Origin of the sequence: Bacillus sp. YP1, assembly GCF_000877815.1 — a bacterium.
Taxonomy (GTDB): Bacteria; Bacillota; Bacilli; order Bacillales; family Bacillaceae; genus Bacillus; species Bacillus subtilis.
This window is the reverse complement of sequence record NZ_CP010014.1, coordinates 4,037,274-4,050,977: the sequence shown is the minus strand read 5'-3', so window position 1 is coordinate 4,050,977 and position 13,704 is coordinate 4,037,274. Positions and strand designations below refer to the sequence as shown.

Below are 13,704 nucleotides of genomic sequence, written 5' to 3'. Positions count from 1 at the left end.
TATCCAAAGGGGTTAAACATTTATTACTCCACAGTAACACTCTTCGCAAGGTTACGAGGTTTATCCACATCACAGCCGCGATGCAGTGCAGCATAGTAAGCGATCAGCTGCAATGGAACAACAGATACCAACGGAGCAAGCGCTGGGTTTACTTCCGGCAATACGAATCTGTCATCCGCATCGTCTAGGCCTTTCAGTGAGATGATGCATGTGTTTGCTCCGCGAGCAGCAACTTCTTTGACGTTTCCGCGGATGCTTAGGTTTACATGCTCTTGAGTTGCCAGTGCGAATACTGGTGTTCCTTGTTCGATCAAGGCAATCGTTCCGTGCTTTAGCTCACCGCCGGCAAAACCTTCTGCCTGGATGTAAGAAATCTCTTTCAGCTTCAGTGCGCCTTCGACACATACGAAGTAGTCAAGGCCGCGTCCGATGAAGAAAGCATTTCTGGATACAGTCAGGTATTCACGAGCGATCATTTCCATTTCGTCTTTCTGGTCGCATAGAGCTTCCATTGCGTTTGCAGCGATACCGAGTTCTTTGACGAGGTCAAATCCGATATTGATGCCATTTTTGTCAGCAGCCACAGAAGCAAGAACCGCCAGAACTGCGATTTGTGCAGTGTATGCTTTCGTTGACGCAACAGCGATCTCAGGGCCTGCATGAAGCAGCAATGTATAGTCAGCTTCACGAGAAAGCGTTGATCCAGGTACGTTTGTGATTGTCAGGGCTTTGTGTCCGAGCGCTTTGACTTGAACGAGTACCGCGCGGCTGTCTGCTGTTTCTCCGCTTTGAGAAAGGAAAATGAAGAGCGGTTTCTTAGACAGAAGCGGCATGTTGTAGGAGAATTCACTCGCTACATGCACTTCAACCGGCACGTTTGCCCACATTTCAATATATTGTTTACCGACAAGTCCTGCATGGTAGCTGGTTCCGCAGCCAATGATATAGATGCGGTCCGCTTCCGCTACAGCGGCAGCGATATCGCCAGGCACAGACAGCTTGCCGTTTTCATCTTGATACGTTTGGATGATTTTGCGCATAACAACAGGCTGCTCATCCGTTTCTTTCAACATGTAGTGAGGGTACGTGCCTTTTTCGATATCACTGGCATCAAGCTCAGCAATATAAGACGCACGTGTAATCACGTCACCATCAAGGTTTTTGATGACAACTTGGTCATCAGTGACGATAACCATTTCTTTATCCATCAGCTCAACATATTCGTTGGTTACTTGAAGCATCGCCATCGCATCAGATGCTACGACGTTGAATGTATCTCCAAGACCTACTAATAGAGGGCTTTTGTTTTTCGCTACAAAAATCGTTTCTCTGTTGTCGTTATCGAATAAAGCAATTGCATAAGAGCCTTTTAACAGTGTAAGTGTTTTGCGGAACGCTTCTTCTGTCTCAAGTCCTCCATTGACGAATTGCTCGATTACTTGAACGACTACTTCTGTATCGGTGTCACTTTTGAGCTCTACATCTTGCAAATACTCTTGCTTCAGCTGAACATAGTTCTCGATCACGCCGTTATGAACAAGTGTAAAGCGGCCCAGTGCGCTTTGATGCGGGTGAGCGTTCAGATAGCTTGGTTCGCCGTGTGTCGCCCAGCGAGTATGCCCAATTCCGGCTTTCGCTTCTACATTGGCATCCACAACTTCACGAAGATCTGCAATGCGTCCTTTTTCTTTGAACACATGGATTCCCTGTTCGTTTGCAACAGCAATACCAGCAGAGTCATAACCGCGATACTCAAGCTTTTCTAACCCTTTTAATAAAATTTCCTTCGCATCAAGCTGACCGATATAACCTACGATTCCACACATATTTTTCTTCCTCCTAAGATTGTAAAAGGAGACGAAGAAAGTCAAATTTCAAGGGGACTTTCAATCGTCCCCTCCTACATGTTTTTTGGAAGATCATGTGATTTCTCTTTGTTCAAGGAGTCACCCCCTTGGTTTGAAGAAATCCTTACGGCTGTGATCTGCACACTCAGCCGGGAGGCATCCGCCGAAAATTCGATAACCTCCATCCTCGTCAACTAAGCCTTTTTCCGGGCGCTTAGTTCGGGCGCTATAATTATAGGTAAAGCAATAATCCCGTCTTCTTTTCCTATTGAGAAAATAAGAACAAGACAAGCTTGATTTTACAACATGTGGCATAAACGGTCAATTGTTTTTTAAACAACTTTGCCGTATGTCTCACAATTATCTTATGTAAACCTCGCTTGTCTTGTTCACTCTCTGATAATAGACTTCGTTACTCTAATCCCATTTCTGACCGGACGACTTCAACAATGCGATTGACATACTCATCGCACAGCTCTTTCGTCTTCGCTTCAGCCATGACACGGACGAGCGGTTCAGTTCCAGAAGGGCGCACCAAAATCCGGCCGTCGCCGTTCATTTCTTTTTCAACTTCAGAAATAACTGCTTTTACTTTTTCATTTTCTTCAACTTTATATTTATCAGTCACTCTCACATTGACTAACAGCTGCGGGAACTTCTGCATTTCAGCTGCAAGCTCTGACAGCGGCTTGCCTGTTGCTTTCAAAGTGTTCATCAGCATAATAGCAGACAATAATCCGTCCCCTGTCGTGTTGTAATCAAGGAAAATAAGATGTCCTGACTGTTCTCCGCCGACGTTGTAGCCGTCTTTTTTCATTGCTTCTACTACGTAGCGGTCGCCGACAGCTGTCTGTACGCTTTTGATGCCTTCTTTTTCGAGCGCCTTATAGAAGCCGAGGTTGCTCATCACGGTTGAAACCACTGTATCATCCTTTAAACGGCCCTCTGATTTCAGATGTTTTGAGCATATGTACATGATTTGGTCGCCGTCTACAATATTTCCTTTTTCATCGACAGCAATCAGGCGGTCGCCGTCACCGTCGAACGCAAGACCGAGATCCGCGTTTTTCTCTTTGACAAACGCGCTGAGCGCTTCGGGATGAGTCGAACCGACGCCGTCATTAATGTTTAATCCGTTCGGGGAAGTCCCCATTGTAGAAACATCTGCATCTAAATCAGCAAACAGGTGTGTCGCCAAGGATGACGTTGCGCCATGGGCACAGTCCAATGCCACATGAATGCCTGTGAAATCTTCATCAGCTGTCTGTTTTAAGAATTGCAGATATTTTTGTCCGCCTTCAAAATAATCGTTTACAAGTCCAAGGTCTGCTCCGACAGGTCTTGGCAGCTTATCCTCAGGTTCGTCCATCAGGCGCTCAATTTCAGCCTCCTGTTCATCAGAAAGCTTAAATCCATCTCCCCCAAAGAATTTGATGCCGTTATCCTGCACTGGGTTATGAGAAGCGGAAATCATGACGCCCGCCTCTGCATCCATCGCTTTTGTCAAATAAGATACACCTGGTGTAGAAATGACACCCAGGCGCATGACTTCTGCGCCAATGGATAAAAGTCCGGCGACAAGGGCTCCCTCCAGCATATGGCCGGAGATGCGTGTATCGCGGCCTATCAGCACTTTTGGACGTTGTTTGTCTTTTGTCAGCACATAACCGCCGAAACGTCCGACTTTAAAGGCCAGCTCAGGTGTAAGCTCACTATTGGCGACACCTCTTACACCGTCTGTTCCAAAATACTTGCCCATTTTATAATCGCTCCTTTTTTATTCCGATGAGGATTGTGAATTTGCAGTGGATTCATCCTCATCCTGATCTTGGTTTTGATCTTTATTTTCGTCTTGGTTTTGATCGTTGTTGTTTTTATCAGTGTTCTTTGTATCTTCTTGCTGATTGTTCTTTTGATCATTTGTTTGTTTATCTGTGTCATCCTGGTTCCCTGATGTATTGCTGCTGTTATCATTCGTTGATGTATTGCTTTTCTTAGACGTCAGCTTGATTTTGGCGGTTTTCCGCCCCAAGGACCAAGTTACATTCTGTGGCCCGTTCACTTCAAGCTTCACGCTATGCTCCCCGTCCTCTAAATCTGAAACATTCACATACAATTCAATATCTGATTTTTTCAGTTTATTTATATTCGTGGGAGAGCCTTTAGCCGTTACATCTATCGCTTGTGATTCAGGATCAAGAAATTCAATGTTTTGTGAGCTGCTCAGCCCTACAGTCTTGATAGGGACATTCTCGAACCTCTGATCCGCTTCACTATCGACTTCTATATGCAAAGTCACCTTTGACGGTGAGATTTTTTTGACACCGTCAGGAAGCGGAATATCTGCCTCGATATCGGAATCCTTGTTAATTTTACTTAAATCTAAGCTGACGCCGTCAATAAATTCAAGAGAATCCAACACATCCTGTGAGCCGTAAACCGTTACCTCACTGGGGCTGGATTCAATATTCGCTATGCTGACACCGTCAGGAAGGCTTCCTGTCCGTTCAATTTTAAAGGGCACTTTTTTACTCGGGCTTGTCACCGGAACGGTAATCTTGATGACCGAGGGCTCCACGTCGACAGGAAGCGCGTTTCCGTCTTTATCATAGACAGTCACTTTCGCTTCCTTTTCAATCGTTTCATCTGCGTTTTCCAAATTCACTGAAGCTTTTACAAGAGAAATATTATCGATGACATTTTTCGATCCGGTAATCTGCACATTTTTCGGACTGACAATCGGCTGCTCCGGAGAATAGCCTTTTTTCATCTTGCTTTTGTTGTAGTACTCCACTTCTACGGGAAAACTTTTGGTCGTCCGTTCCTGAATGGTCACTGTCGTAACAGACGGATTAATTGAGATTGTCAGCCCATCCGACACGTTTTTGGCCTTAAGCTCAACCTTATGTGTGCCGGTTTTCAAATGTTCCATATCAGCATATATTTCAAAGTTCTTGGTCTGCCGAGCCTTTTTCACGGCGCTTGTCGAGCCTTTTATCGTGACATTAACCGTTTGCGGAACACCCGTCACGACGTAATTTTCATCATCATAATACGCTTTAACCGGAATATCAGTCAGAGTTGCTTCATCAGTTGTTGATGTCGGAAAGAAAGATTCACCCGGTTTTTTCGGAGTCGGTGCTTGGTTGCTGTTAACCGCCACATAAAGCAAGAGCGCGAAAAGTAGAGCAATGATTTTCACAGCCCAGCGGTTGTTTAAGAATTTATCCATTTTTCTTGCCCCTCCAATACCAGCGGTTAGAAGAAGTGTCTCTGGTGTTTTTCTTAAACTCGGCTTCAAGCATTTCTTTCAGCGCTTCTTCTGTAAGCTCTCTGTGAAGGTCGCCGTTCTTTGCCACACTGACGCCGCCGGTCTCTTCAGACACAATAATCGTCAAACTGTCTGTTACTTCACTGATACCGACTGCCGCTCTGTGCCGCGTGCCCAGTTCCTTTGAAATAAACGGGCTCTCAGAAAGCGGCAGATAACAGGCGGCTGCGGCAATTTCATTATTTTTCATAATCACCGCACCGTCATGAAGCGGGGTGTTTGGAATAAAAATATTGATCAGCAGCTCAGAGCTGACTTTGGCATTTAGTGGTATGCCGGTCTCAATATAATCCCCCATTCCAGTATCCCGCTCAATGGTCAGCAGGGCGCCTATACGGCGTTTCGCCATATAATTGATCGCTTTTGTAATGGCCTCAATCGTTTTCTGCTGCGCTTCTTCAACAGGCGTGCCGCTCCTCGAAAAAAAGCGGCCGCGGCCTAGCTGTTCAAGCGCTCTTCTCAGCTCAGGCTGAAAAATAATAATAATTGCTAAAAATCCCCATGTTATCGCTTGGTCCATCAGCCATTGAAGTGTGCTGAGGCCCAAATATTGGCTGGCCATACGAACAAGCACGATGACTACAATTCCTTTTAACAGCTGAACCGCTTTCGTGCCGCGTATCACCATAATCAATTTATATATCACATACCAAACAAGGAGAATATCAACGGCATTGCCGAGGTACTGCAAAAAAGGGATATCCTCAAAAGCCATTTCCTCGTCCTCCAAGATTTCAGTCATTTCGTATTTTGTGTTTTACGGGTTACGCATATGTACTTTACATAGCGAGCCCATTATACCACATTTCGATTTAGCAAGTGAAATGTGCCAGCCCTCTCAGCCCGCAAAAAAAGAGCAAAGCGGCTAACGCGCTTTACTCTTCTCCGTTCGGACTGAATGCATCGAGTACACTTTTCCCCGCAGACTTCATCTTGTACCATGTCCAGTCGAATAATTGATTGATTTCTTCAATCTGACCGGTGACTTGTCCAGCAGAGGCCATATACTTTTCGCCGTTTACGACGGTTACATCCCCGTCTATTTTGCCTTTAATAATCAGCTTGCCGTTTTTGACAGTGACATCACCTTTGACCGTCTCACCTTCTGGCACGGTCACAGTATGGTTATGAACCACAAGATTCGGCTGCTTGGACACGCTGAAATTGTGGTCATTATGCCAGCTGTTAAAAAAACCCCCGCCCATCAAAATGATGAATACCGCAGCAGCTGCGATAACGGGATGGGATCTGAACCATCTTTTTACAGAAGCTCTTTTCTTCTCCTTAGGCAATTTTGCCATGACATTAGCGGTAAAATCCGCGGGGGCTTCGACATGCGATGTGCTCCGTACGAGCGCTATGGATTTCTCCATCTCGTAAAAATGCTTTCTGCATTTCTCGCATGTCTCCAGATGTTCATTTAATACGTGTTCATCTTTTGGAAGGATATCTCCATCAAGATGCATATGCATAAGCTGCACAATTTGTTCAGGACAGCTCATTTCATCACCCCACTTAAAGATCCCTTAATTGTTTTCTAAGAGCCTCTCTGCCTCTGTGAATCCGCGTTTTCACAGTCCCCACAGGAATGTTTAGAATCTCCCCGATTTCAATTAATGAGAGTTCGTCAATATACTTTAATACGATGACTGTTCTGTATTTGTCAGGAAGCTTTAAAATTTTCTGCTGTATCGTGTTTGAGAGCTCCAGCGACACAACTGCATCTTCAGGCAAAACACCATCTGCGGCGATTTGAGAATACATGGTCAAGCCTTCCGTACCAGCCACCTCTGCATCGAGGTAATAATCCGGCTTCTTTTTGCGAATGCGGTCAATGGTCAAATTGGTCGCGATTCGATAAAGCCAAGTTGAAAATTTCCGGTTAATATCAAAACTGTCGATATTAACGTACGCTCTGATGAAAGCTTCCTGTGCAATATCCTCCGCCTCATGCACATTGCCAAGCATACGGTAGCAAAGCTGATAAATTTTATCTTTGTAAATATCTACGATGTCCGCAAATGCATCCTGGTCGCCTTTTTTGACTTGTTTAATTCTTTTTTTAATCATCATTTCCATATTTATCTAACCTCTGCCTTCACCGGTCTGTATGTATACGAGCTTCGTTTCAAAAGGTTTCAATTTTTTTATAAAATAAGTTTATCAAATTTTTGGCAGGGTGTAGATGGTAATTCGTGAATAAACTACCTTAACATATTTTTAAAATTATTATACAGACTGAACAGTTAGAAGTTGGAATGATTTTTCCGAAAAGAAAAAAGACACCTTTTGATCAAAGGTGTCTGTGACTGGGCTAGCTGGATTCGAACCAACGCATGACGGAGTCAAAGTCCGTTGCCTTACCGCTTGGCTATAGCCCAATAATGGTGGAGGGGGGCAGATTCGAACTGCCGAACCCTGAGGGAGCGGATTTACAGTCCGCCGCGTTTAGCCACTTCGCTACCCCTCCACATAAAATTTTGAAAAAACAGTGCCGGCAAGAGGACTTGAACCCCCAACCTACTGATTACAAGTCAGTTGCTCTACCAATTGAGCTACACCGGCAAGATGGTGGAGGATGACGGGCTCGAACCGCCGACCCTCTGCTTGTAAGGCAGATGCTCTCCCAGCTGAGCTAATCCTCCAAATGGTGACCCGTACGGGATTCGAACCCGTGTTACCGCCGTGAAAGGGCGGTGTCTTAACCGCTTGACCAACGGGCCGTTGTGTTCTCGTCGAGCTGACAAAAGTTATTATATACAGGTCACCCCCTGTTTGTAAAGAGAAAAATTAAATTTTTTATTTTCAAACTTTTTAACTCCTTTTTTAACTGAAAAAGCCTCCCAACTAAAGCCATTTATTTTATGATAGAGACAAGCAAAGCAAGAGAGGAGAAACCAATATGATTCTAGTCAGTTCTTGCCTTGGAGGCATTGAATGCAGATATAACGGCTCTCACGCAGCGTCGGAGAAAATCAGAAAACTAGTCGATGAAAAGAAAGCAGTCATGGCTTGCCCTGAACTTCTCGGCGGCTTCTCTACCCCACGCGAACCCGCAGAAATCATAGGAGGCACTGGCGAGGATGTCCTCAATGGAACAGCGAAAATCGTGACAGCTTCAGGAGAAGACGTCACAGAGCTATATATGGAAGGCGCCGCGAAAACATTGGCTTACGCAAAAGAAATCAACGCTTCTGCCGTCATATTAAAAGAAAACAGTCCATCTTGCGGAAGCGGTTTTATCTATAACGGCACATTCTCTGGCAAAAAAATCACCGGCAGCGGAGTAACCGCCGCACTGTTAAAACAAGCGGGCTACCGCGTCATTTCGGAAAACGAGCTTGACGACATATTGTAAGGAGGCCACCCCATGACTCAAGACATTTCTTTATCCTTCTATAAGCCTGAACACTTGCCCGAGCTTCAATCATTCACGCTCACCAACGATGACAAACGCTTTACCTCCCTCCCGAAAGAGGTGCTGTCTCAGGCTTTGGGCATACAGGACCGATACCCGGTTGTCATCTTAAAAGACGACCTTCCAGTCGGTTTTTTCATTTTACATGCATCAAAAGAAACGCTTGCTTCTTATTCTAACAATCCATTTGCTTTACTGCTCAGCTCCCTGTCTTTAAACGCTGTGCATCACGGAAAAGGCTATGCGAAAAAAGCCATGCTTTTGCTTCCCGCTTTTGTGAGCGGATATTTTCCATGGTGCGACGAAATCATCTTGGCCGTCAATCATCTGAACATACGCGCAAAACACCTTTATATGAAAAGCGGGTTCCTTGATAAAGGACGGCGAAGAATCGGCCCGCTTGGAGAACAGTTGATCCTTCATCATTTCTTATAGTCTTGAGTGAAATAAAATTTCAAAAATTTAAAAACATAGTTGAAATATCATAACAGCAATGAATATACTGAATATTGAGATATAACATTTTAAAACAGGGGGGCATCCTCATGTCAGAACCATTAAACCTTCACCGTCTTACAACGGAATCACGCAATAGTCAAACAGTTGAAATCCACAAAGCAAACACTCTCGGCATCCTTAAAATGATCAACAACGAAGATATGAAAGTCGCTGCAGCCGTTCAGGAGGTTCTCCCCGACATCAAAACAGCTGTAGACTGCGCATATGAATCGTTTCAAAATGGAGGCCGGCTCATATATACAGGCGCCGGCACAAGCGGCAGACTCGGCGTCATGGATGCTGTTGAATGTCCTCCCACCTACAGCGTAAGCCCTGATCAAGTCATCGGAATCATGGCTGGAGGCCCCAAAGCCTTTTTACAGGCAGCAGAGGGCATTGAAGACAGTGAAGAAGCAGGAGCTGAAGATTTAAGAAACATACAGCTCACTTCAAATGACACCGTCATTGCCATCGCAGCAAGCGGCCGCACACCGTACGCCGCAGGCGGCCTAAGATACGCCCGCAAAGTCGGAGCACACACCATCGCCCTTACTTGCAATGAAAATTCCGCCATCAGCAAGGATGCGGATCACAGCATTGAGGTTGTCGTCGGACCTGAGGCCATTACAGGATCAACACGTATGAAAGCCGCAACCGCACATAAAATGATTCTAAACATGATATCTACCGCTGTAATGGTCAAAATCGGCAAGGTTTACGAAAACTTGATGGTAGACGTCAACGTTAGCAACAAAAAACTAAAAGAACGCGCCATCAGCATCATCCAAAGCCTTACAAACGCTTCATACGACACAGCAAGATACACTCTGGAACAAGCCGATCATCACGTCAAAACAGCAATCGTCATGCTCAAAACAAGCACAGATCAGAAACAAGCAAAGACATTACTCGATGAAGCAAACGGTTTCATTGACAAAGCAATCGAACATTCCCATCCATGATAAGGAGAGAACTAGAATGGCCACAGGCGGTTTAGCGATCATCCAATCAATGAAGCATAAGCTCCCTCCATCCGAGCGCAAACTTGCAGATTATATCCTAGCCCATCCCCACAAAGCAATCGAAAGCACGGTCAACGAAATCAGCGCCTTAGCCAATTCAAGTGACGCTGCCGTCATCAGGCTCTGCAAATCACTCGGTTTGAAAGGATTTCAAGATTTAAAAATGAGAGTAGCGGGCGATCTGGCAAAGCCTACTTTTCAGGGCTACCGGGATATTGTTCCCCACGAGCCGCTGCCCTCCATTTCCGAAAAAACGGCCGGCAATGCCATTCAAGCCATTCAGGATACTTCAGACCTGATGGACTACAAAGAGCTTGAGCGAGCGGTTTCTATGCTTCTCAAAGCTCATACCGTGCATTTTATCGGCCTCGGGGCTTCCGGCATTGTCGCCAAGGACGCCCAGCAAAAGTGGCTTCGCATTCATAAACAAGCAACCGCGTTTACAGACACTCATCTTGTGGCATCTTTAATCGCAAATGCAGATAAAGACGACATCGTATTCGCCATTTCGTTTTCAGGAGAGACACAGGAAATCATTGAACTGTTTGCCATGGCCAAGGAAAAAGGCATCACAACGATCAGCCTCACACAATTCAGTCAGACATCCGTCTCCGCACTGGCTGATGTCCCTTTGTATACAGCCCATTCCAATGAAGCCTTGATTCGAAGTGCAGCCACTTCCTCCCGCCTCGCCCAGCTTTTTATAATTGATGTTTTGTTTTTAGGCATGGCGGCTGAGCAGTATGAAACGACAACCGGTTATATAGATAAAACGAGAGCAGCCATACAATCTATGAGAATAAAATAAGGCATCTTGAAGGGGAGGGGTTTTAATGAGCAAAGAAAATAACTACCATCATCTCGCACAGAAAATCCTTGAGCTATGCGGAGGAAAATCCAATATTTCTTCATATACGCATTGCATGACACGCCTGCGCATTACGCCTTACGATGAAAGCAAAGCAGATGCTCAGGGTTTAAGAAAGCTTGACGGCGTATTGGGGGTCGTTGAAGCTGAAACCTTACAAATTATCCTCGGCACAGGAGTTGTCAATCATGTTACAGCTGCTTTCTCAAAGCTCGTGTCAGCAGAAGAAGGTGCCGATGTCAAAGAAGCAGCGGCCAAAAAGAAAGCCGATATCAATCGAAAAAACGCCACTCCTTTTAAACTTTTCTTACGTAAAATTGCCAGCATTTTTATCCCTCTTATTCCTGCTCTAGTCGCTTCCGGTTTAATTACTGGGATTACCAAAGCAATTATTCAAGCAGGCTGGCTCTCTGCAGACTCACAAATTGCGATTATCCTGACAGTCATTGGATCAGGGCTGTTCACTTATCTCGGCATTCTCGTCGGTATTAACGCTTCGAAAGAATTTGGCGGGACACCCGCACTTGGGGCTTTGGCCGGGATCTTGATTATCAATCCGGAGATCGCAAAAATCAGTTTATTTGGAGAAGAGCTTCTCCCGGGCAGGGGAGGTCTGATCGGCGTCCTTTTCGCAGCCATATTCATTGCTTACACCGAACAATTTATTCGCCGTTTTATTCCTCAATCACTTGATATCATTGTCACACCCACCGTTTCACTGTTAATCACCGGAATCGTAACGTATGTCGTATTTATGCCTTTAGGCGGATTCATTTCTGATGCTATTACATCCGGCCTACTGTCCATCCTGGACATCGGCGGCATCGCTGCAGGCTTTATTCTGGGCGCAACCTTCCTTCCTCTCGTCGTAACCGGACTGCATCAAGGCTTGACGCCTGTGCACATGGAACTGATCAATTCAATTGGCAATGATCCTCTGCTCCCTATTTTGGCTATGGGAGGTGCAGGACAGGTAGGCGCGGCCTTTGCCGTTTTCGTGAAGACGAAAAAAACAACACTGAGGAAAGCAATCGCCGGCGGGCTTCCATCGGGACTGCTCGGCATTGGTGAACCGCTTATTTTCGGAGTCACGCTGCCGCTCGGCCGTCCGTTTTTAACAGCATGTTTAGGAGCTGGAATCGGCGGCGCCTTTCAAGCTTATTTTCAAGTAGCCACCATTGCGATTGGTGTCTCCGGACTGCCGCTATCTTTTCTAGTCCTGCCTTCGCAAATCATCCTGTATATCGTTGGGCTCTTTATTTCCTACGCGGCCGGTTTTTTATTGACCTATGCATTCGGATATAAAGATGAAATGGCTTCTCAGTTCGATTAAATTGTTTCTGTTTTAGGGATAGTAAACGGGATAGAAGCACAGAAAGGGGCTAGCCTGTGAAAACAAAGACACTGTTCATATTCAGTGCCATTTTAACCCTATCGATATTTGCGCCAAATGAAACCTTCGCACAAACAGCAGACAACTTGGTTGAGCCGAAAACCATAAATGCAGAAACTGCACAATTCTCGACGAAGAAGCTAAGGAAGGTAGATCAGATGATAGAACGGGATATTGCAGCAGGATTTCCAGGCGCCGTTCTTGTGGTGGTGAAGGATGGACGCATCATAAAAAAAGCAGCATACGGCTACAGTAAAAAGTACGAAGGATCAGAACTGCTGCGCCGTCCGGCCAAAATGAAAACCCGCACGATGTTTGACTTAGCCTCAAATACAAAAATGTACGCAACAAATTTTGCATTGCAGCGCTTAGTCAGCCAAGGAAAACTTGACGTCTATGAAAAAGTTTCTGCATATTTGCCGGGTTTCAAGGATCAGCCGGGTGACCTCATAAAAGGAAAAGACAAGATACGTGTCATTGATGTCCTCCAGCACCAATCAGGGCTCCCATCAAGCTTTTACTTTTACACGCCGGAAAAAGCCGGCAAGTACTATTCCCAGGAACGGGACAAAACGATTGAATATTTGACGAAAATTCCGCTCGATTACCAAACTGGGACAAAGCACGTATACAGTGACATTGGATATATGCTACTCGGATGTATTGTCGAAAAACTCACCGGTCAACCGCTTGATGTCTACACGGAGCAAGAGCTCTACAAACCGCTCAGGCTGAAGCATACCTTGTACAACCCGCTGCAAAAGGGCTTTAAACCGAAACAGTTCGCAGCTACTGAACGCATGGGCAATACACGTGACGGCGTTATTCAATTCCCTAACATCCGCACAAACTCGCTGCAAGGAGAAGTGCATGACGAAAAAGCGTTTTACTCAATGGGTGGCGTGTCTGGGCATGCCGGATTGTTCTCAAATGCAGATGATATGGCCATACTGCTGCAAGTCATGTTAAACAAAGGTTCATACCGAAACATTTCTTTATTTGATCAGAAAACAGCCGACCTGTTTACAGCACCTTCAGCAACAGATCCGACATTCGCTCTTGGCTGGAGGCGGAACGGAAGTAAAAGCATGGAATGGATGTTTGGCCCTCATGCCAGCGAAAATGCTTACGGGCATACCGGCTGGACGGGGACAGTTACAATTATTGATCCAGCATACAATTTAGGCATCGCATTGTTAACAAATAAAAAGCATACACCAGTTATTGATCCAGAAGAAAATCCAAACGTCTTTGAGGGTGATCAATTTGCAACAGGCAGTTATGGAAGTGTCATAACCGCGATTTATGAAGCGATGGAGTGAATGAT

12 protein-coding genes and 5 tRNA genes are annotated in these 13,704 nt (G+C 45.4%); 6 read left to right on the top strand and 11 right to left on the bottom strand.

What is annotated here, in order from left to right:
• Positions 1–23: 23 nt before the first annotated feature.
• From glmS to QF06_RS20045, 11 genes are all read right to left on the bottom strand, one after another.
• Complete coding sequence (glmS, locus tag QF06_RS20095) at positions 24–1,826, bottom strand: glutamine--fructose-6-phosphate transaminase (isomerizing) (RefSeq protein ID WP_003234943.1); 1,803 nt, start codon at positions 1,824–1,826, stop codon at positions 24–26.
• Positions 1,827–2,259: 433 nt separating this feature from the next.
• The gene (gene glmM / locus QF06_RS20090; protein WP_014112449.1) at positions 2,260–3,606 is read right to left on the bottom strand and encodes a phosphoglucosamine mutase; all 1,347 of its coding nucleotides are present in this window, start codon (positions 3,604–3,606) and stop codon (positions 2,260–2,262) included.
• 18 nt (positions 3,607–3,624) lie between these two features.
• Complete coding sequence (gene cdaR / locus QF06_RS20085) at positions 3,625–5,079, bottom strand: CdaA regulatory protein CdaR (protein ID WP_041850633.1); 1,455 nt, start codon at positions 5,077–5,079, stop codon at positions 3,625–3,627.
• Positions 5,072–5,893, bottom strand: coding sequence for a diadenylate cyclase CdaA (gene cdaA, locus QF06_RS20080; protein WP_003223651.1), 822 nt, complete (start codon positions 5,891–5,893; stop codon positions 5,072–5,074). The genes cdaR and cdaA overlap by 8 nt, the downstream gene beginning before the upstream one ends.
• A 160-nt stretch (positions 5,894–6,053) precedes the next feature.
• Positions 6,054–6,680, bottom strand: coding sequence for an anti-sigma-W factor RsiW (gene rsiW, locus QF06_RS20075; protein WP_029317269.1), 627 nt, complete (start codon positions 6,678–6,680; stop codon positions 6,054–6,056).
• A 13-nt stretch (positions 6,681–6,693) separates the two neighbouring features.
• A complete protein-coding gene (gene sigW, locus QF06_RS20070; protein ID WP_003223646.1) occupies positions 6,694–7,257 on the bottom strand; it encodes an RNA polymerase sigma factor SigW in 564 nt (187 codons plus the stop codon).
• 230 nt (positions 7,258–7,487) lie between these two features.
• A tRNA-Gln gene (locus QF06_RS20065) sits at positions 7,488–7,559 on the bottom strand.
• Positions 7,560–7,563: 4 nt separating this feature from the next.
• Positions 7,564–7,648: transfer RNA gene (locus tag QF06_RS20060), tRNA-Tyr, on the bottom strand.
• A 22-nt stretch (positions 7,649–7,670) separates the two neighbouring features.
• Positions 7,671–7,743: transfer RNA gene (locus tag QF06_RS20055), tRNA-Thr, on the bottom strand.
• A gap of 4 nt (positions 7,744–7,747) precedes the next feature.
• A tRNA-Val gene (locus QF06_RS20050) sits at positions 7,748–7,823 on the bottom strand.
• Between the two features lie 3 nt (positions 7,824–7,826).
• Positions 7,827–7,901: transfer RNA gene (locus QF06_RS20045), tRNA-Glu, on the bottom strand.
• A 179-nt stretch (positions 7,902–8,080) separates the two neighbouring features.
• Between QF06_RS20045 and QF06_RS20040 the strand changes: the two genes are divergently transcribed.
• From QF06_RS20040 to amiE, 6 genes are all read left to right on the top strand, one after another.
• Complete coding sequence (locus tag QF06_RS20040; RefSeq protein ID WP_021481932.1) at positions 8,081–8,536, top strand: 2-thiouracil desulfurase family protein; 456 nt, start codon at positions 8,081–8,083, stop codon at positions 8,534–8,536.
• Between the two features lie 12 nt (positions 8,537–8,548).
• The gene (locus tag QF06_RS20035; protein WP_014475628.1) at positions 8,549–9,031 is read left to right on the top strand and encodes a GNAT family N-acetyltransferase; all 483 of its coding nucleotides are present in this window, start codon (positions 8,549–8,551) and stop codon (positions 9,029–9,031) included.
• Between the two features lie 110 nt (positions 9,032–9,141).
• Positions 9,142–10,056 (top strand): N-acetylmuramic acid 6-phosphate etherase, encoded by a 915-nt coding sequence (gene murQ, locus QF06_RS20030; RefSeq protein ID WP_043940263.1) that lies wholly within the window; start codon positions 9,142–9,144, stop codon positions 10,054–10,056.
• A 16-nt stretch (positions 10,057–10,072) separates the two neighbouring features.
• The gene (locus tag QF06_RS20025) at positions 10,073–10,924 is read left to right on the top strand and encodes a MurR/RpiR family transcriptional regulator (RefSeq protein ID WP_032722858.1); all 852 of its coding nucleotides are present in this window, start codon (positions 10,073–10,075) and stop codon (positions 10,922–10,924) included.
• 25 nt (positions 10,925–10,949) lie between these two features.
• Positions 10,950–12,317, top strand: coding sequence for a PTS transporter subunit EIIC (locus QF06_RS20020; RefSeq protein WP_015715132.1), 1,368 nt, complete (start codon positions 10,950–10,952; stop codon positions 12,315–12,317).
• Positions 12,318–12,373: 56 nt separating this feature from the next.
• A complete protein-coding gene (gene amiE, locus QF06_RS20015; RefSeq protein WP_043858233.1) occupies positions 12,374–13,699 on the top strand; it encodes an N-acetylmuramoyl-L-alanine amidase in 1,326 nt (441 codons plus the stop codon).
• The last annotated feature ends 5 nt before the right edge of the window (positions 13,700–13,704 follow it).

Bases quoted from the DNA above. Each gene is read 5' to 3' on its own strand.
- QF06_RS20040 (WP_021481932.1), top strand. From the start codon at position 8,081: ATGATTCTAGTCAGTTCTTGCCTTGGAGGCATTGAATGCAGATATAAC.
- sigW (WP_003223646.1), bottom strand. From the start codon at position 7,257: ATGGAAATGATGATTAAAAAAAGAATTAAACAAGTCAAAAAAGGCGAC.
- QF06_RS20025 (WP_032722858.1), top strand. From the start codon at position 10,073: ATGGCCACAGGCGGTTTAGCGATCATCCAATCAATGAAGCATAAGCTC.
- rsiW (WP_029317269.1), bottom strand. From the start codon at position 6,680: ATGAGCTGTCCTGAACAAATTGTGCAGCTTATGCATATGCATCTTGAT.
- murQ (WP_043940263.1), top strand. From the start codon at position 9,142: ATGTCAGAACCATTAAACCTTCACCGTCTTACAACGGAATCACGCAAT.
- QF06_RS20035 (WP_014475628.1), top strand. From the start codon at position 8,549: ATGACTCAAGACATTTCTTTATCCTTCTATAAGCCTGAACACTTGCCC.
- glmM (WP_014112449.1), bottom strand. From the start codon at position 3,606: ATGGGCAAGTATTTTGGAACAGACGGTGTAAGAGGTGTCGCCAATAGT.
- glmS (WP_003234943.1), bottom strand. From the start codon at position 1,826: ATGTGTGGAATCGTAGGTTATATCGGTCAGCTTGATGCGAAGGAAATT.
- cdaR (WP_041850633.1), bottom strand. From the start codon at position 5,079: ATGGATAAATTCTTAAACAACCGCTGGGCTGTGAAAATCATTGCTCTA.
- cdaA (WP_003223651.1), bottom strand. From the start codon at position 5,893: ATGGCTTTTGAGGATATCCCTTTTTTGCAGTACCTCGGCAATGCCGTT.
- QF06_RS20020 (WP_015715132.1), top strand. From the start codon at position 10,950: ATGAGCAAAGAAAATAACTACCATCATCTCGCACAGAAAATCCTTGAG.